This window comes from Arthrobacter sp. ZGTC412 (assembly GCF_002929215.1).
GTDB lineage: Bacteria > Actinomycetota > Actinomycetes > Actinomycetales > Micrococcaceae > Arthrobacter.
Genome location: NZ_PJII01000001.1, coordinates 163,729 through 180,048, shown reverse-complemented (window position 1 = coordinate 180,048; position 16,320 = coordinate 163,729). Strand labels below are relative to the sequence as shown.

Genomic DNA, 16,320 nt, shown 5'->3' with positions numbered 1-16,320 from the left:
TGCCGTTAGAGTGGGACCGTGGGCTGCCCATGCGAAGGAGCACAATGAATCCGCTGATGGATGTTTCCGAACTGGAGAGGCGCCGTGCCGGCGGCCTGCGCACAGTGTTGTTGGACGTGCGATGGGCGCTGGGCGACCCGCACGGCCACGACCACTACCTGAAGGGGCACCTGCCGGACGCCGTATTCGTTGACCTGGCCACCGAACTTGCGGACCCTGCTGCCCCGGAGCGGGGAAGGCATCCGCTGCCATCACCCCGAAGGTTCCTGGAGGCGGCCAGGCGCTGGGGCATCAACAACGGCGACGTTGTGGTGGCGTACGATGACAGCGCCAACATGGCGGCCGCGCGCATGTGGTGGATGCTGCGGAACGCCGGCCTTCCCGAGGTTTACCTGCTCGACGGCGGCCTGGCGGCTTGGCGTGCAGCAGGCCTTCCGCTCGAACAGGGCGAGGTCCAGCCCGTTCCCGGCGACGTCACGCTCGCAGACGGGCAGATGCCGGTCCTGGAGGCAGCCGACGTGACCGCCTGGATGGAGGACGGACCCGTTGCGGAGAGTGCCCGTCCGGACAGGCGCCTCGCCAGGATCCTTCTGGACGCGCGGGCTGGCGAGCGGTACCGCGGCGAGATTGAGCCTGTTGATCCCCGGGCGGGCCACATTCCAGGCGCAGTCAGCGCGCCGACGTCCGAAAACGTGGACAGCGCCGGCTGCTTCCTGCCTCCCGCCGAGTTGCGCCGACGCTTTGAGTCGCTGGGCATTGCAGACGACGTCCGGGTGGGCGTGTACTGCGGGTCCGGCGTCACGGCAGCCCACCAGATGGCCGCCCTTGAGCTCGCCGGTTTCCGCGCCGCCCTCTATCCAGGGTCCTTTTCCGAGTGGTCCAGCAATCCCCATCTGCCGGTGGTGACGGGGCCAAGGTCCCGCGCCGACGTCGGCGGCCCGCCTGAGTGGAAACTTGACGGCGCTCAGGGGTAGCGTCGCACTATGACTCCTGGACGTCCCGTGCCGCCGCCCCTTGCAAAACCTGTTAACCCTGAGCCTGCTACCCATGAACCTGTCGCCCCGGAGCTGATTTCCTCCGGATCCGCTGCTTCCCACGGCGGGTTGGCTGCCGCGTATGGCGCCACGTCCCCGGACAGCGGGCTGGTCCCGCTGACCCTTGTCCGGCGCGCTCCCCAGGCCGACGACGTCGAGATTGCCATCGAGTTTTGCGGGCTGTGCCATTCAGATGTCCACGCGGTGCGGGGTGAGTGGGGTGGTACAACGTGGCCGCTGGTGCCCGGCCACGAGATCGTTGGCACTGTCAGTGCCGTGGGATCAGCCGTTACCGACTTCGCGCCGGGGGACCGGGTGGGCGTTGGCTGCATCGTGGACTCCTGCCGCGAGTGCGAAAGCTGCCTGGACGGCCTGGAACAGTACTGCGAAAACGGCATGACCGGCACGTACGGTGGCGTAGACCGGCGCAACGGTGACTCGATCACACAGGGCGGCTATTCCTCCTCTGTGGTGGTGGACCGCCGCTACGTCCTTCGCGTACCGGACTCCCTGGACCCGGCTGCCGTCGCTCCGCTGCTGTGCGCAGGCGTTACGACGTTCTCGCCCCTGCGCCACTTCGACGTCGAAGAGGGCGACGTTGTGGGGGTGGTGGGGCTGGGCGGACTGGGCCACATGGCCGTCAAGCTCGCCAAGGCGATGGGAGCGAAGGTGGTGGTGTTCACCACGTCCGAGTCCAAAGTGCCGGCCGCCCTGGAACTGGGGGCCGACGAAGTGGTCCTTTCCACGGATAAGACGGCGATGGATGCGGCCAACCGCAGCGTCGACCTGATCATCGACACCGTGGCAGCTCCGCACGACCTGAACCCGCTGTTCCGAACCCTGCGCGTTGACGGTGCGCTTTTCCAGCTCGGACTCCCGTCCGAGGCGATGCCGCCCGTGAACCCCCGGGCACTGATCAGGCGGCGGATCGCGTACGCTGGCTCGTTGATCGGAGGCATTGCCGAAACCCAGGAAATGCTGGACTTCTGCGCGGAGCACGGCGTGGTGGCGGACATCGAAGTGGTCGGCGCTGATCAGCTGAAGGATGCCTACGACCGGATGGTCGCCGGTGATGTGAAATACCGGTTTGTGCTGGACACCAGTACTTTGCAGGCACCCGACAAGGAGGTAGACGCATGAGCACGATCTTCACCCGGATCCTGAACGGCGAAATTCCCGGCCGGTTCGTTTGGCGGGAGAACGACGTATCCGCGTTCCTCACCACCGGTCCGCTGGCCGACGGCCACACCCTGGTGGTTCCCACCGAGGAAGTGGACCGATGGACCGACGCCTCTCCGGAGACCCTGGCGAGAGTCATGGAGGTGGCCCGGCGGATCGGAGCCGTCCAAGTGGACGTCTTTGGTGCTGCGCGCGCCGGGCTGATCGTGGCCGGTTACGAAATTAACCACCTCCATGTGCACGTCTGGCCCTCCAGGAGCATGGCCGAGTTCAACTTCGCGACCGCGGCCCAGAACCCTGATCCGGAAGTCCTGGACGCCAACGCAGAAAAACTGCGCGAGGGACTTCGGACGGCCGGGTACGGGGAGTTCGTTCCGGCCTAGATCGGTTGTCCTAGGCCGGGGCCAGCGCTTTGTTGAGCACGGCGCGGATCCGCTTTTCGGACACGGAATAGGCCGTTCCAAGTTCGACGGCGAAGAGGCTCACCCGGAGCTCTTCGAGCATCCACCGCACCTGGGCGAGTTCGCTGCCTGCCCGCCGCCCGGGAAGCAGGGCTGACACGGCGTCGTCGTAGTCATCCTCGAGTCGCTGGACCACCGCCATGCTGAGGGCGTCGCGCTGGACGTTGCCCGGGAGGCGTTCCAGCCGCTTTTCGATGGCGGCGAGGTATCTCGGGAGCTGGCTAAGCTGGGCGTAGCCGGTGCGGGCCACAAAGCCCGGGTACACCAGTTGCTCAAGCTGGCTTTTGATGTCATTAAGCGCGCTGATGAGCGCTAGGCTGGTGGTGCCTTTCAACTGCTTTTCGATACGCCGGGTACTGGCGAGGATGCGCTCCACCACGGCCGTTACGCTGAACACCGTGTCGATCAGTTCAGCCCGAACCGTCTCGTAGAGAGCGTCGAAAGACTCCCTGTCCCAGGGAAGCCCGGCAGGAGTCAGCTTGTCGATCGCCGCCAGGGCGCAGTCAGCAATGAGGGCCGCGACCGAGCCGTGCGGATTCTGGCTGAATGTCAGCTTCTCCGTGTTGCTCAGGTGCTCCAGCACGTAGCGGTCAGGAGCAGGAACGCGCAGGGCCAGCAGCCTGATCACGCCGCCGCGCATGGCGTCCTGTTGTTCGTCCGATGTTTGGAAGACCCGGAGGGCTACAGACTTGCCCTGGTCCTGCAGGGCCGGATAGCCCGTAACGGTGTGGCCCTTGACCATGTTGCTGACCTCGCGCTGGAGGGCGCCGAAGCTCCATTCCGTGAGGCCGTCCTGCTCCCGGAACCCGGCCGGGCCGGAGCCGCGCGGCACCTGGGCGGGTGCCTGCACGGGTGGAGCCCCGCCGTCGTTGGCAATTCCTGCAGCCCGCCCAGCCTTGCTGCTGGGGGCGGTAGAGGCGGGTGTGGCACCCAATGACTCGGCAATGGCCCGCCGGGTGGCAGGCGCAAGCTTCTCCTGAAGGGCTGCGAGGTCCTTGCCCTCATCCAGGACCTTGCCCTTGCTGTCCACTACCTTGAACGTCACGCGCAGGTGCGGGGGCACAGCGTCCCAGCTCCACGAACCGGGCGGAATGACGTGCCCGCGGACGCGGCGGAGCGCAAGTTCGAGGGACGGTTCAAGCTCATCGGAGGCCGGGTCGAAATCGGACTCCAGGACAGCTACTGCCTGCCGGGCCACGTCCGGGGCAGGGACGAAGTTCTTGCGTACCTGCTTGGGCAGGGACTTGATCAGGGCAGTTACCAGTTCCACGCGCTGGCCGGGGATCAGCCAGCGGAATGCCTTGTCGTCCAGCTGGTTGAGGAACAGGACCGGCACTTCGGCGGTGACGCCGTCGCTGGGGTTGGGCGGCGAGCCGGGAGCCACGGGGTGGAACTCATAGGTCAGCGGCAGCTCAAAGCCCTTGTGCAGCCAGGTTTTGGGGTACGCGGAAACATCAAGGTTGTCGGCGTCGTCGCTGAGGAGGAGCGACTTGTCGTAGTCCAGGAGGTCGGGGTTCTCCTGCCGGGCGTCCTTCCACCACCTGTCAAAATGCCGTTCGGACACAACGTCCGGCCCGATCCGCGCGTCGTAGAACTCAAACAGCGTTTCGTCGTCCACCAGGAGGTCCCGGCGCCGCATCCTTGCTTCGAGTTCCTCGACCTCCCGCAGGAGGGCACGGTTGCGGTGAAAGAACTTGTGGTGGGTCTTCCAGTCACCCTCCACCAGGGCATGCCTGATGAAGAGTTCCCTGGCGACGACGGGATCCACCCTGCCGTAGTTGATCCTGCGCTGGGCGATGATGGGTACGCCGTAGAGGGTGACCTTTTCGTAGGCCATCACTGCGCCCTGGCGGGTGGACCAGTGCGGTTCGCTGTAGCTGCGTTTGACCAGGTCCGGGGCCACCTGTTCCGCCCAGGCGGGGTCGAACCTGGCGGCAACCCTGGCCCAGAGGCGGCTGGTTTCCACCAGTTCCGCCGCCATCACGAACGTCGGGGACTTCTTGAACAGCGCAGAGCCGGGGAAGATTGCGAAGCGGCTGCCCCGGGCGCCGGCGTACTCGCGCTTGCGCTCGTCCAAGATGCCGATGTGGCTCAGGAGCCCGGAAAGGAGGCTGATGTGGATGCCGTCGTGGTTGCCAACGGGATCGGCAAGGCGTTTGTTGTCCAGGCTGATGCCCAGGGGGCGGGCCAGTTGGCGCAGCTGGGCAAACAGATCCTGCCACTCGCGCACGCGGAGGTAGTTGATGAATTCGGCCCGGCACAGGCGCCGGAAGGCAGAGGACGACAACTCCTGCTGCTTCTCCTGGATGTAGTTCCATAGGTTCAGGAAACCGGTGAAGTCCGAGTTTTCGTCCTTAAACCGGTTGTGCTTTTCCGCCGCAAGCTGCTGCTTGTCCGTAGGGCGCTCGCGCGGGTCCTGGATGGTGAGGGCCGCCGCGAGGATCATAACTTCGCGGACGCAGCCGCGTTTTCCCGCTTCCACGATCATCCGGCCCAGCCGGGGATCCACGGGCAGCTGGGCGAGTTTCTGCCCGACGGCGGTGAGTCCGCCGCCGCCCTTCGTTCCGTCGGAGCCGTGTTGGGGCCGGGCGGCAGCCAGGGCGCCGAGTTCGCGCAGCAGCGTGACGCCGTCGTTGATTGCCCGCGTTTCGGGGGGCTCCACGAAGGGGAAGTTCTCGACGTCCTTCGGCCCCCGGGCCACTCCCATGGCTGTCATTTGCAGGATGACAGCGGCGAGGTTGGTGCGCAGGATTTCGGGATCAGTGAAGCGGGGCCGGGACTCGAAATCCTCCTCCGAGTAGAGACGGATGGCGATGCCGTCCGAAACGCGCCCGCACCGCCCGGAACGCTGGTTGGCCGATGCCTGCGAGACGCGTTCGATGGGCAGCCGCTGGACTTTGGTGCGGTGCGAGTACCGGGAAATGCGGGCAGTGCCGGTGTCGATCACGTATTTAATGCCCGGCACGGTCAGCGACGTCTCGGCAACGTTGGTGGCGAGGACGATTCGGCGCTTGTTGCCGGGGTGGAACACCTTGTGCTGTTCCTGCAGGCTCAGGCGGGCAAACAGGGGGAGTATTTCGGTTCCGGCCAGCCTTCGGTTGGACTGGATGCGGGCCTGGAGCACCTCAGCAGCATCCCGGATCTCGCGCTCGCCGGAAAAGAATACGAGGATGTCGCCGGGGGCTTCGGCAGCGAGTTCGTCCACGGCGTCACAGACGGCGTCGAGGGGATCGCGGTCTTCCTCGAGTTCGTCGTCGGAAGCGTTCTCCTCATCCGTTCCGGCGGGGGGTTGCGACAGCGGGCGGTACCGGATTTCCACCGGATACGTCCGCCCCGATACCTCGATGATGGGCGCGGGGCTTTCGGGCGTGCCGAAATGGTTGGCAAAGCGCTCGGGATCGATGGTGGCGGAGGTGATGATCACCTTCAGGTCCGGTCGCTGCGGCAGGACCCGCTTGAGGTAGCCGAGGATGAAGTCGATGTTGAGGCTGCGCTCATGGGCTTCGTCGATGATGATGGCGTTGTACTTGCGCAGCAGCTTGTCGCGCTGGATTTCCGCCAGCAGGATGCCGTCGGTCATCAGCTTGACCTTGGTGCTCCGGCTGACCTCGCCGGTGAAGCGGACCTGGAAGCCGACCTCCTGGCCGATGTCCACGCCCAGTTCCTCGGCGATGCGCTCCGCGACCGTGCGGGCTGCAAGCCGGCGCGGCTGGGTGTGCCCGATCAGGCCGTTGTCGCCCAGGCCAAGTTCGAGGCACATTTTGGGAATCTGGGTGGTCTTACCGGAGCCGGTCTCGCCGGCGATGATGGTGACCTGGTTCGCTGCAATGGCGGCCATCAGGTCTTCGCGGCGCTCGGAGACCGGCAGCTCGGCAGGATAGGAGATGTGAAGTGTCATGGCTGCTGCCAGTCTACTGCGGGAGCCCGGGCTTCCCGTTTCGACTGGATGCAGCTGATCCCGGCGCTTTGCTGGCCAGGGGTTAGAAGATGCGGAGCGTGTAGTTGGTGCTGGGAAGGTCCAGCGCGGACCATGCTTCATGCGATTCGACGGGAGGCGTGTGCCCCCGGCCGTCTTGCAGGAGGGCCGACACAGTGGCGGCAAATACGAGGAGCAGCAGGACGATGAGGACGGTTGAGAGGATTTCCATGCCTCCATGCTTCTCCTTCAGAAGACCCAAAAAAAGTGGCAGAAATGCCCAAAAAGCTATAATTCCTGCCATAATGGAAGCATGCTGAAATCAGTAGCCGTCATCGTGGTTCCCGACTTCTCGATGTTCGAATTTGGCACTGCCTGCGAAGTGTTCGGGATCGACAGGTCCGGGCGGGGGAGCGGCGTCCCGGCCTTTGACTTCCGCGTGTGCACGCCGTCCCCCGGCAACGTCCGGGTCAAATCCGGGTTGTCCATGAACGTCAGCCTTGGGCTTGAAGCCACCGCCGACGCCGACCTGGTGATCATGGCTCCCTACGGCCGGGATGAGGACTTGCCGGAGTCCGTTCTCGAAGCCCTTCGGGCGGCGGATGCAAGGGGAGCATGGGTTATGTCCATCTGCTCCGGAGCCTTCGCCCTTGCCCGGGCAGGGCTGCTGGATGGCCGGCGCTGCACTACGCACTGGCACTATTCAGGCCAGTTGGCCGCGGAATACCCACGCGTGCAGGTGGACGAAAACGTCCTTTACGTGCAGGACCGAAACATCATCACCTCGGCCGGCACGGCTGCCGGCATAGATGCCTGCCTGCACCTGGTGCGGGTGGAACTGGGCGCGCACGTGGCCGCCGCGATTGCCCGCGACATGGTGGTCCCGCCGCACCGCGATGGTGGCCAGGCACAGTTTATTGACCGGCCCATGCCCACCTGCGGCTCCGCGCCGATGGAGGAACTCCTTCGCTGGATGGTAGAGCACCTGGACCGCGAGCACACGGTGAATGAGCTCGCGGCGCGGGTGCACATGTCCGCAAGGACGTTCGCCCGGAAGTTCCGGTCAGAAACGGGGGCAACACCGGCGGCCTGGCTCAACTCCCAGCGGGTGCTTCGGGCGCAGGAACTCCTTGAGGCCACGGACATGAACATTGAGGAGGTTGCGCGGGAGTCCGGATTTGGGCATCCGGTCCTGCTGCGGCACCACTTCGGGAAAGTCCTGGACACCAGCCCGCAGTCCTACCGCAGGGCCTTCCGCGGTCAGTTGGCGGAGGTGGGTTAGCTCCTGGCTTTACGCCTCCCGGCGTTCTGCCGCGCGTGATTCTTCAGCGGCCGCCCGGGTGCTGTCCACCAGCACCCGCCATGGTCCGGTGACCGCGCGCTCGGGCAGGGCAGCGCGATGCTGGCCCGCCCGAATGGAGTAGATGAACCGGTCAGGTTGGGCTCCGGAGTATTCCGCTGCGGCGGCCCGCGGCGTTCGAGGTACGGCGTCCCAAGGGCATGCTTCCACGATGGGCTGCCACTGGTTCCTGGCTGTCTCGGACACAGCGTTAACAGTCCAAACCCGAGTCATCGCCGCGATGCCGCCGGTGCGCTCCACACTGATCTTCATGGCCTGGTTCCTGGGTGGTACATCGAGCCTGGTGGCCCGAAGTACGGCAACCAAGCGTCCCGTTAAAGTTTGACCTTCACAGTTTCCCACGCGTTCCGCACGGCGTCATGCTCTTTTGAATCAGAACCGAAAAGCTCCCCAGCCGTAGCAGCCGTGGCGCGGGCGAATACGGTGAAGGTTGCGCCGGTGGGCAAGTCGCCGCCGGTGAGCGTCTCGTACCAGATGCGCCCGGGGGAGTCCCAGGCGTTTCCGCCCAGCTGTTCCGCCACGAGGTAAAACGCCCGGTTGGGGATGCCTGAGTTGATGTGGACGCCGCCGTTGTCCGCGCTCGTTCTTACGTAGGAGTCCATGGAGTCCGGCTGGGGATCCTTGCCGAGCACGTCATCGTCATACGCGGTTCCAGGGGCTTTTATGGAACGCAGGGCGCGCCCTTCCACCTCGGGCGTGAAGAGCCCCTCCCCGATGAGCCAGCTGGCCTCTATGACCGGCTGGTTCTTCACGTACTGCTCTACAAGGGCACCAAAAACATCCGACATCGACTCGTTGATAGCCCCGGCCTGGTTCCGGTACACCAGCGCAGCGGAGTGCTGGGTTACTCCGTGGGCAAGCTCGTGGCCGATGACGCTGAGGGACTTTGTGAAACGCTCGAAGACCTCCCCGTCGCCGTCACCGAAGACCATCTGTGTCCCGTCCCAAAAAGCGTTGTCGTAGAGCTTGCCGAAGTGCACGGTGGCGTTTAAGGGCAAGCCCCGCCCGTCGATGGAGTTCCTTCCGAAGACGTCGGCATACAGCCGGTGCGTGTGGCCCAGCCCGTCATATGCTTCGTCAGTTGCAGGATCCCCCGTGGCGGGCTCCCCCTCCTTGCGGACGAGTTTGCCCGGGAGGTTTTCAGAGCCGGCGGCGTCGAAAACCGAGCGGTTTGACGGTCCTGGTTTGGCCTGGCGCACTCCTGCAGGGACGCCGGGGGCGGCCTGGGTGCGGGCTGCCTGGACAGAGCGGACGTGCCCCAAGGCTTCTTTGGCGGCTCGTGCGGCCGCGGAAAACTCGGGAGCGTCCTGCCTGGCCAGCCGCCTCAACAGGTATGGCGGAATGATGGAACAGAACATGTGAGACCCCTTTGCTTCTGCTGGTGTGAACAGCCTACGAGGGGGGCCAGACAAAGCGTGGGAGCACAGGGCCACGCCGCCCACGGACTACACGCTTGCTCGGTCCGTTGCATTCGGGGGCGGCGTGAAAACTTGAAAGTTGCTTTCAGGCGACCCTCCTTTGGGGCTGAAGAATGTCAGACCCCCTCCCGATGATGGAGGTATGGAAACAAGCCCGGCAGTAACGCAGGCGGAAGACGACGCTGTTGATGGGGCGGCGCCTCAGAATGTCGTAGCCTCCGAAGATGCTTTAGGTATGGAAACAAGCCCGGCAATAGCGCAGGCTGAGGCAGCGGTTGATGCTTCTGTTGCCGCCTTCATGGCTGCGCTGACTGGCAGGGGCCCCGCTGGTTCCATTGCCGTTTCCGGTGGCGCTGGCGGGCGTGATGCTGCGGTTGGTATCGATGATGATCCGTTGCAGCGGGTTGTTGATGCGGCGTTGGATGTCCTGGCGGGTGTGGCCCGGTCGGAGGCGAAGTTTGCGGCCGTCAAGGTGCTGGCTGTGGGGGTGCTGGCCGGGGCCACGAAGGCGCTGAACGCGCCGCCCGCGTCCCCGCATGAGGCCACGGCGCAGGATCGGAGCCTGGTGGCTGAGATGGGGTGTGTGTTGGCGATTGGTGACCGGGCCGCCGGTGCGTTGCTGGCCGAGTCCCATGCCCTGACGACCTCTCTGCCCCGGTCGTTGGCTGCGCTGCAGTCCGGGACGATCTCCTGGGCGCACGCCCGGACCATGGTGGACCAGACCGTAAGCCTTGACCGCACAGCAGCAGCCGCTTTGGAGGCGCACTTTTTGGACCCGGTCGCGGCGGATCCGGTACGGGGGTGCCCGGTCGGGGAAATGCCGGCGTACCGGTTCAAAACCAAAGCCCGGGGGTGGCGGGAACGCCACCACCCGGAGAGCCTGGAGAAACGCCACACCAGGTCCGTCGCGGACCGGCGGGTCGAGTGCTGGCCGGACAATGACAGGATGGCCTGGGTCGCCGCTTTCCTGCCCGCGGACCAGGCGTCGGCGATCTGCAACCGGCTCACGGCTATTGCCAGGGGGCGGCAGGGACCGGACGAGCCCCGGAGCCTGCCGGAGTTGCGGGCCGACACCTTCGCCGAAGCGCTCCTGAACGGCGGAAACACAGCCGCCGGTACCGGCACTGAAAGTGCCGCCCCCGGCAAAACCAGTTCTCTCAATGGAGACGTGGCCAATTCTCGCGGCAGCGATCCAGGCGGCGACAACAGCACTGGCAACAGCGAGGTGAACAATTCTCGCGGTAGTGAGGCAACCAGTTCCGGCCCATCGTCGTCGGTCCGGGCGCAGGTGCTGGTCACCGTTCCGGTGTTCTCGCTGATGGGCCTCGCCGATGAGCCCGCGATGCTCGACGGGTACGGGCCGATCCCGGCGTCGATGGCCAGGGACCTGGTTGCCAACGGTGCCGGTTCGTTCTACCGGGTCCTGGTGGACCCGCGGGACGGGGCGCCGTTGGAGATCGGCCGGACTAACTATCGGGTGAGCAAGGCAATGCGGAACTGGCTCAGCCTGCGGGACGGCAAATGTCCCTTCCCCGGCTGCAACAACAACTCCCTGGACAACGAAGCAGACCACATCCGCGCCTGGCACCAAGGCGGCACCACCGGAATATCAAACCTGGGACAGCCCTGCCCGAAACACCACAAACTCCGGCACACCAGCGGCTGGAAACCCACCCCGGCGACCAAGACCGAACCACCCGGCTGGACCTCACCCACCGGCCGGCACTACGAAAGCGAACACCAGGACTGGGAACCACCCCACTGGCCGGACTCTGCGGTTCCGGTGAACCTCAGCGTGCCGGACGACCTTTCACAAGTCTGGCCTCCACCCGACGACCTACACGTCGAGAACCTGTTTGGGCACGAAGAGTTGCCGGAAGACACGTACGATGACTGGTTGCTGCCCGGGTACAGGTTGCCCAAGGACCCTCTACCAGAGGAAATATGGTGGCGGATGGCCTGCGAGGTCTAGGGGCCGGGGGTAACGAACAAAAAGAAGCACCCCGGTCGGTGGACCGGGGTGCTTCAGTTGGTGCCCTCGATAGGATTCGAACCTACGACCTTCTGCTCCGGAGGCAGACGCTCTATCCCCTGAGCTACGAGGGCAATCCGGGGTTTCCTGCCGTTGCTGGCGGGACGTCCTAGAGCTTAGCAGGAAGGTGGCCTGCAAGGGAAAATCGGCACTAAGGAGCCGGACCCCGGGTTAGCCGGAGCAGGGATCAGTAGCCGGAGAACGAGTCCACGTGCACCCGCTTGGCCCCGGCCTGCCGTGCCGCACGGCGCAGCGAAGCCACGCTCGCTGGTGAGCCTGAAACATAAACCTCGCGGTCAGCCACGTCGGGAACGAGTGCTTTGAGGGCTTCACCGTCCACCCTGGCTCCATCTGCCGGGAACGAAGTGATGTGCGACGGCGGCTCGGAACCATCGGCAATACGGGCCACCACACGGACACCTGCGGCCTTTAGTTCGTCCGCGTACGCGATTTCGTCGGCGCTCCTGGCCAGCAGGAGCAGCACGGCGTCGCGGTCCCGTAAACCACCGGAGGAGATGTGGGAAAGGAAAGGCGTGATGCCGATGCCGGCAGCCATCATCAGGACGGGCTTGCGGGGTTCGCGGGGGAGGACAAAGTCGCCTCCAACGGAAGTGGCAGTGACCTCGTCGCCAGGCTGCAGCGAAAGAAGGACCTTCTTTGCAGCGGACAGGGGCTCGGCAGTCCGCACGCCGAACTTCACCACGCGCTCACCGGGGGAACCCGTCAAACTGAACACCCGGCGTCGTCCTTTCCCATCGGACTTGGCGTGCGGAAGATCCAGCTCCATGTACTGCCCCGGGACAAAGCGCACGGGCCGGGAGGGCTCGAATGAAAACTCCGTGGTGCTGGCCGTCAGCTGCCTGGTCCCGTTGAACCTCAGCCTCACGCCGCCCCGCTGGCCCACCATAAAAGCGAGTAAATTGCCCAGCAGCAGCGCGGCCTCAGGAGAATTGGCGAGGAAGCCGAAGTTGTAGGGGACGGCAAAAACCACGCCCACCAAGGCCGCAAGTGCCAGTTGCTGCCACCTGCGCGGCGGCAGTGTCAGCGGCTCGGTGAGCATAAAACCCACAAAGAACAGCAGCGGCCGCTGGGCCAATGACTGCCACAATGCCATCCCTACGGACATGCCGGCCTGCAGCAGTTCTGCGCCGATGATGGCGCAGGCCACCACGAGGAAGACCGAGGCCATCAGGAACTTGCGCGTGCGGTACAGGACCAGGAGGACCCCAGGCACCAGCAGCAGCAGCATGGCAGGAGTAGCTGCCCACCAGGTGGCGATATTGAGCCCGGTGAGCCCAACGACGAAGGCCCCCGCAGCGGCCGGGTTGAAGATGTGGCGCCCCCGCCACGCGAGTGCGTACTTTGACGCAGAAGCCAGGACGCAGGCCAATGCCACTCCAGCCACATCCGTCGGCGCGAAGGAGGGCCAGAACAGGAAGTACAGCAGCAGTCCTGTAATGAGCGAGGATTCAGAGTGGGGCCGCACCCGAAACAGGGCTGCCAGGGCCCTGTTGGAGGCGTAGGTCAGGCCGAGGCACAGCACAAGGTGCGCCAGCATTTCCGGGATGTCGAAGGTCAGCCAGCCAAGAACATCGAGCAAGAGGCTGTACACGGCAAGCGCTGCAAGGACCAGCAGGATCAGCCGGTACATGGTGAACCGGCCAAGCACGGTATCCAGCCGGGCGGCCACCGAGGTGACCGGCCCGGCTTTCGGCGTTTCCACAGGGCTCATGTGAACAGTGTCCCTTCAAACTCGGCGGAGTGGGCTGCGCTCCCGTCAGAAAATACGGTCAACCAGGAGAAATCGAACGCTTGCTCCAAGCGTGCGCCCGGGACAAAGAAGAGCGCAGTGGCCAGGGCGTCGGCCAGCATCGCCGTGTCCGCAAGTGCCCAGGTGGCGACGGCGGTCCTGACCGGTTGCCCGGTTGTTCCGTCCAGGACGTGGTGCCAACCGTCGCCCCATGCCCGGCGGTTGGACGCTGAGGCGCAGAGCGCACGCCCGGCGAGGGGCACGATGCCGATGGCCTGCCCGGGGTTGTAGGGGTGCTCCAAAGCGACCTGGGTGGATTGGGGTCCCCTTGCCAGGAGGTCCCCGCTGCCGTCGATGACAAAGGAATCTATTCCTTCAGCCTCCAGTTCGTCGGCGAGCAAATCCACCAGCAGGCCCTTGCCTGCCGCCCCGATGTCAAGGACCACGGGCAAAGTGGTGGTGATGATGGTGCCATCCCACTTGAGGACCTCGTCCCAGGGAGGTGCCGGCAGCGGCGACCCTGAGGGCTTAAGGGAGTAGCCGGCGTCGTACCCCAGCCGCTCAAGCGAGGCGCCGATCAGCGGGGTCATGGCCCCGTCCGTCAGCCCGTAAAGCGTCCTGTACAGCGGCCCCAGCCGGCCCGCCTCGTCCGGAAATCCAAACCTCCCGGGCTCCCGCGCCATAATGCTGACGCGGGAATCCGCCCGGAAACGGGACCAGGCGGCGTCGAACTCCTCCACCCGGTTGAGGAGGCGCGCCCGGACGGACTGAGCAAGCGGAAAAGGCGTGGAAATCTCCCACTGCGTACCGATTCCCTCAAACCCAAAGTCCTCCCAGTCCTCGCCCGGCACCGTCTACTGCGCCTCCGACTTGATCTGTTCCACAGCCTGGTTGAAACCGCCGCTCGTCAGGGAGGAGCCGGCAACCTTGGAAACGTTGAGCTCGTCAATGTTTTTCCCCACTATCTGCGACGCAATACCGCCGGCGAACTCCCCCTGGAACTTGCGGGTGTTCGGGTTGGAGGGGTGCTGGGTGATGTCGACGGCCGTGACTGTGCCTCCGGCCAGGGTCAGCTGGACGCCAACTGTCTCGGTGCCGTTCGGCGAAACGTAGTTTCCGTCAGCGCTGTACGTGCCGTCCTTGTACGTGGCGCCGCTGCCGGCCAGCGACGACGATCCTGCAGACGGCGTTGCCGCGGAGGTTGCTGCGGCGCTGCCGGCGGGGGCTGCCGGCGTACTTTCAGTGGCGGACGGCGCACAACCCGCCACCGTTCCGGCGAGGGAAAGGCCGGCGATTCCGGCGAAAACACTTTTGCGGACTGACGGTCTCATAAAGGCTCTCATTTCGTTTAAGTGTTGGGACGGTGCCTACGCTGGTGTCAACGATGAACCCAGCGTATTGGTTCAACTTGTAGGTGGCTTGTGGATTTCCTGTGGAATGCCTATGGCGGCGGAACAGTCCCAATTCTTTTGCTGTCACTGGCCCCCGGTAGGCTAGAGGGGTGACTCCCGAAGAACTCTCCCTCGCCATATCCGCCTGCCTGAAAGACGCCGTCGACGCCGGCGAGATCGCCCTTTCAGCATCAGCAGTGCCAGACGAGGTACGCGTGGAGCGACCCAAGAACCGGGACCACGGCGACTGGGCCACCAACATCGCCCTGCAGCTTGCCAAGCAGGCCGGCACGAACCCCCGCGAATTCGCCACCGTGCTGAGCGCGCGGCTCAAGTCGATCGACGGCGTCTCCGCTGTGGACATCGCAGGGCCCGGGTTCCTGAACATCACCGTGGACGCTGCGACGGCCGGCGCCCTCGCGAAGGTTATCGTCGAAGCCGGGCAGCAGTACGGAACCAACACCGCGCTCGCCGGCCACACCGTAAACATGGAGTTTGTTTCCGCCAACCCCACCGGGCCGCTGCACATCGGGCACACCCGCTGGGCTGCCCTCGGCGATGCCATCGCGCGCGTGCTGCGCGCTTCCGGCGCCGACGTGACGGCCGAGTACTACATCAACGACGCCGGTTCACAGATGAACGTCTTCGCCAACTCGGTGTACTCGCGCCTGCACGGCCGGCCCGTACCCGACGGCGGCTACCCGGGACAGTACATCGCGGACCTGGGCCACGAGATCATCACCGAACACCCCGACATCCGCGAACTGACTGAAGTCGCCGCGCTTCCGGTCATCCGCGCCGCCGCCTATAAGGCACAGATGAAGGACATCAAGGCCACCCTCGCCGACTTCGGCGTGGAGTTTGACGTGTTCTTCTCCGAGCAGGAACTGCACGACGCCGGCGCCATCGAAAGTGCCGTTGCCCGCCTTCGCGAGCAGGGCCACGTGTTCGACGATGGCGGTGCTGTCTGGCTGCGGACCACGGACTTTGGCGACGACAAGGACCGGGTGATGATCCGCGCCAACGGCGAACCCACGTATTTCGCTGCTGACGCCGCCTATTACCTGTCGAAAAAGGACCGCGGCTTCACCGAAAAGATCTACCTGCTCGGCGCCGACCACCACGGCTACATTAACCGGCTCAAGGCTATCGCCGCCTGCGCCGGAGACGACCCCGAGGTGAACATCGAGGTGCTGATTGGACAGCTGGTTTCCGTGAACGGCGCCAAGCTGTCCAAGCGCGCGGGCAACATTATCGAGCTGAAGGACCTGATTGACTGGCTCGGCAAGGATGCAGTCCGCTACTCACTGGCGCGGTTCCCGGCAGATTCCCCGCTGACGCTGGACCCGGAGCTGCTGAAGAAGCACAGCAACGAAAACCCGGTGTTCTATGTGCAGTACGCCCACGCCCGGTCCCGCGGGGCAGCCCGCAACGCTGTCGACGCCGGTGTGGAACGCCGTGTGGACGGCAAAGACAGCTTCGATGCCTCCCTCCTGGACCACGCCACGGAGAACGAACTGCTCTCGTACCTGGGCAGTTACCCGTCGATCGTGGCAAAGGCCGCGGAACTGCGCGAACCGCACCGCGTGGCACGGCACCTCGAAACCATCGCCGGCGCCTACCACCGCTGGTACGACGCCTGCCGCATCGCGCCCATGGGCGATGAAGCGGTGACCGACGTCAACCGCACCCGCCTGTGGCTTAATGACGCCACCAGCCAGGTGCTGGCCAACGGCCTTGACCTGCTTGGCGTATCCGCGCCGGAACGGATGTGATCGG

The 16,320-nt window shown here is 65.1% G+C and carries 13 protein-coding genes and 1 tRNA gene; 6 read left to right on the top strand and 8 right to left on the bottom strand.

Annotated elements, in window-relative coordinates:
* The first annotated feature begins 44 nt into the window (after nucleotides 1-44).
* The 3 genes from CXQ88_RS00830 to CXQ88_RS00820 are packed head-to-tail and all read left to right on the top strand — an operon-like array spanning nucleotide 45 to nucleotide 2,596.
* A complete protein-coding gene (locus CXQ88_RS00830) occupies nucleotides 45-974 on the top strand; it encodes a sulfurtransferase (RefSeq protein ID WP_104042288.1) in 930 nt (309 codons plus the stop codon).
* 9 nt (nucleotides 975-983) lie between these two features.
* The gene (locus CXQ88_RS00825) at nucleotides 984-2,174 is read left to right on the top strand and encodes an NAD(P)-dependent alcohol dehydrogenase (RefSeq protein ID WP_104042287.1); all 1,191 of its coding nucleotides are present in this window, start codon (nucleotides 984-986) and stop codon (nucleotides 2,172-2,174) included.
* Nucleotides 2,171-2,596, top strand: a complete 426-nt coding sequence (locus CXQ88_RS00820; protein ID WP_104042286.1) for an HIT family protein — start codon at nucleotides 2,171-2,173, stop codon at nucleotides 2,594-2,596. The genes CXQ88_RS00825 and CXQ88_RS00820 overlap by 4 nt, the downstream gene beginning before the upstream one ends.
* A 10-nt stretch (nucleotides 2,597-2,606) precedes the next feature.
* Here CXQ88_RS00820 and hrpA read toward each other — a convergent pair whose 3' ends face one another.
* Together hrpA and CXQ88_RS21685 are read right to left on the bottom strand one after the other, a co-directional pair.
* Complete coding sequence (gene hrpA / locus CXQ88_RS00815; protein WP_104042285.1) at nucleotides 2,607-6,572, bottom strand: ATP-dependent RNA helicase HrpA; 3,966 nt, start codon at nucleotides 6,570-6,572, stop codon at nucleotides 2,607-2,609.
* Between the two features lie 82 nt (nucleotides 6,573-6,654).
* Nucleotides 6,655-6,822 carry a hypothetical protein gene (locus CXQ88_RS21685; RefSeq protein ID WP_181037366.1) on the bottom strand — a complete coding sequence of 56 codons (168 nt, stop codon included), beginning with the start codon at nucleotides 6,820-6,822 and terminating at the stop codon, nucleotides 6,655-6,657.
* Between the two features lie 81 nt (nucleotides 6,823-6,903).
* On the opposite strand from CXQ88_RS21685, the gene CXQ88_RS00810 reads away from it, so the two are divergent.
* Nucleotides 6,904-7,872 carry a GlxA family transcriptional regulator gene (locus CXQ88_RS00810; protein WP_104042284.1) on the top strand — a complete coding sequence of 323 codons (969 nt, stop codon included), beginning with the start codon at nucleotides 6,904-6,906 and terminating at the stop codon, nucleotides 7,870-7,872.
* 9 nt (nucleotides 7,873-7,881) lie between these two features.
* Here the strand turns inward: CXQ88_RS00810 and CXQ88_RS00805 are convergent, their stop codons facing one another.
* Both CXQ88_RS00805 and CXQ88_RS00800 read right to left on the bottom strand, forming a co-directional pair.
* Nucleotides 7,882-8,202 carry a protealysin inhibitor emfourin gene (locus CXQ88_RS00805; RefSeq protein WP_104042283.1) on the bottom strand — a complete coding sequence of 107 codons (321 nt, stop codon included), beginning with the start codon at nucleotides 8,200-8,202 and terminating at the stop codon, nucleotides 7,882-7,884.
* A 62-nt stretch (nucleotides 8,203-8,264) separates the two neighbouring features.
* Nucleotides 8,265-9,308, bottom strand: a complete 1,044-nt coding sequence (locus tag CXQ88_RS00800; protein WP_104042282.1) for a M4 family metallopeptidase — start codon at nucleotides 9,306-9,308, stop codon at nucleotides 8,265-8,267.
* A gap of 295 nt (nucleotides 9,309-9,603) precedes the next feature.
* On the opposite strand from CXQ88_RS00800, the gene CXQ88_RS00795 reads away from it, so the two are divergent.
* On the top strand, nucleotides 9,604-11,340 hold the full coding sequence (locus CXQ88_RS00795) for an HNH endonuclease signature motif containing protein (RefSeq protein WP_104042281.1): 1,737 nt from the start codon (nucleotides 9,604-9,606) through the stop codon (nucleotides 11,338-11,340).
* Between the two features lie 58 nt (nucleotides 11,341-11,398).
* On the opposite strand, the gene CXQ88_RS00790 is transcribed toward CXQ88_RS00795, so the two are convergent.
* From CXQ88_RS00790 to CXQ88_RS00775, 4 genes are all read right to left on the bottom strand, one after another.
* A tRNA-Arg gene (locus tag CXQ88_RS00790) sits at nucleotides 11,399-11,474 on the bottom strand.
* Between the two features lie 113 nt (nucleotides 11,475-11,587).
* On the bottom strand, nucleotides 11,588-13,132 hold the full coding sequence (locus tag CXQ88_RS00785; protein ID WP_104042280.1) for a ferredoxin--NADP reductase: 1,545 nt from the start codon (nucleotides 13,130-13,132) through the stop codon (nucleotides 11,588-11,590).
* Entirely contained in the window at nucleotides 13,129-14,001 is an 873-nt protein-coding gene (locus CXQ88_RS00780) for an FAD:protein FMN transferase (RefSeq protein WP_104042279.1), read from the bottom strand. Before CXQ88_RS00780 ends, CXQ88_RS00785 begins: the two co-directional genes overlap by 4 nt.
* Before the next feature lie 3 nt (nucleotides 14,002-14,004).
* Nucleotides 14,005-14,481 (bottom strand): FMN-binding protein, encoded by a 477-nt coding sequence (locus tag CXQ88_RS00775; protein WP_104042278.1) that lies wholly within the window; start codon nucleotides 14,479-14,481, stop codon nucleotides 14,005-14,007.
* 170 nt (nucleotides 14,482-14,651) lie between these two features.
* Between CXQ88_RS00775 and argS the strand changes: the two genes are divergently transcribed.
* Nucleotides 14,652-16,316, top strand: coding sequence for an arginine--tRNA ligase (gene argS / locus CXQ88_RS00770; protein WP_104042277.1), 1,665 nt, complete (start codon nucleotides 14,652-14,654; stop codon nucleotides 16,314-16,316).
* Nucleotides 16,317-16,320 lie beyond the last annotated feature (4 nt).

Excerpts from the sequence above, each read along its gene's own strand:
- CXQ88_RS00830 (WP_104042288.1), top strand. The coding sequence starts at position 45 with ATGAATCCGCTGATGGATGTTTCCGAACTGGAGAGGCGCCGTGCCGGC.
- CXQ88_RS00825 (WP_104042287.1), top strand. The coding sequence starts at position 984 with ATGACTCCTGGACGTCCCGTGCCGCCGCCCCTTGCAAAACCTGTTAAC.
- CXQ88_RS00820 (WP_104042286.1), top strand. The coding sequence starts at position 2,171 with ATGAGCACGATCTTCACCCGGATCCTGAACGGCGAAATTCCCGGCCGG.
- hrpA (WP_104042285.1), bottom strand. The coding sequence starts at position 6,572 with ATGACACTTCACATCTCCTATCCTGCCGAGCTGCCGGTCTCCGAGCGC.
- CXQ88_RS21685 (WP_181037366.1), bottom strand. The coding sequence starts at position 6,822 with ATGGAAATCCTCTCAACCGTCCTCATCGTCCTGCTGCTCCTCGTATTT.
- CXQ88_RS00810 (WP_104042284.1), top strand. The coding sequence starts at position 6,904 with ATGCTGAAATCAGTAGCCGTCATCGTGGTTCCCGACTTCTCGATGTTC.
- CXQ88_RS00805 (WP_104042283.1), bottom strand. The coding sequence starts at position 8,202 with ATGAAGATCAGTGTGGAGCGCACCGGCGGCATCGCGGCGATGACTCGG.
- CXQ88_RS00800 (WP_104042282.1), bottom strand. The coding sequence starts at position 9,308 with ATGTTCTGTTCCATCATTCCGCCATACCTGTTGAGGCGGCTGGCCAGG.
- CXQ88_RS00795 (WP_104042281.1), top strand. The coding sequence starts at position 9,604 with ATGGAAACAAGCCCGGCAATAGCGCAGGCTGAGGCAGCGGTTGATGCT.
- CXQ88_RS00785 (WP_104042280.1), bottom strand. The coding sequence starts at position 13,132 with ATGAGCCCTGTGGAAACGCCGAAAGCCGGGCCGGTCACCTCGGTGGCC.
- CXQ88_RS00775 (WP_104042278.1), bottom strand. The coding sequence starts at position 14,481 with ATGAGACCGTCAGTCCGCAAAAGTGTTTTCGCCGGAATCGCCGGCCTT.